The organism is Ochrobactrum sp. PL_is483 (assembly GCF_055816855.1).
Map to the genome: position 1 here is coordinate 1 of NZ_JBVPGS010000002.1, position 884 is coordinate 884.

1 pseudogene is annotated in these 884 nt (G+C 58.4%); it reads right to left on the reverse strand.

Going from position 1 to position 884, the window contains the following annotated elements:
* Nucleotides 1-821: pseudogene (locus tag AC0TNJ_RS00010) on the reverse strand (IS3 family transposase); the annotation flags it as partial.
* Nucleotides 822-884 lie beyond the last annotated feature (63 nt).

The window sequence follows — 884 nt, forward strand, 5'->3', positions numbered from 1 at the left end:
TGCGTTCATCGACCAGCCAACGACACGGCGCGAGAACAGGTCGATGACGGCAGCCACATAGAGCCAGCCCTCAGCCGTCCATAGATAGGTAAAATCGGCTACCCACTTCTGGTTCGGTCTTGCTGCCGCGAACTGCCGATCCAGCACATTCGGCATGATGACTGGGCGCTCACCGTCGTCTTTCGGCAAGCCCCGCCTTCTTGGTTTTGCTCTCAATGCATTGTCGCGCATGAAACGCTCGACGCGATGGAGACCACAGGAAAAGCCCTCCGCGAGAAGATCATGCCAGACACGCCGCGCGCCGTAGGTGCGGTCGCTGTCCTTAAAGCTGATCTTGATCTTGTCGAGCAGAGCCTCGTCATACCGGGCATGCTGGCTCGGAGACCGATGTAGCCAGGCATGAAAGCCGGAACGCGATACATCCAGCGCTTCGCGGAGCCATGCCACCGGCCAGATCGAACGGTGCTTTGCAATGAACGCGAACTTCATATCACGTCCTTCGCAAAGTAGGCGGCGGCGTTCCACCGGGCAATCGATTCACTGGATCGATTGCTTCTCCGGCTTCAATTTAAGATGTCGCGCTCCGCCTTCAGCTTGGCGACTTCTTTCCGAAGCCTCTCGACCTCAAGCTGCTCGGGCTTCATCTGCCCGGGACCGGGAAACGCCTGCGCCGGGTCTGAACCGTATTCCCTGTCCCACTTGCGCAGGACATTCTCATGAACATCCAGATCGCGGGCGGCTTGCGCAACACTGACCCCGCGCTCTCGCACCAACTTCACTGCCTCAAGCTTGTACTCGCGGCTGAATTTCCTTCGTTGCATTCATGCGCTCCAGTTTCATCGGAAACACCTTAACTCGGTGTCCACGAAACCGGCAGCAGGCCA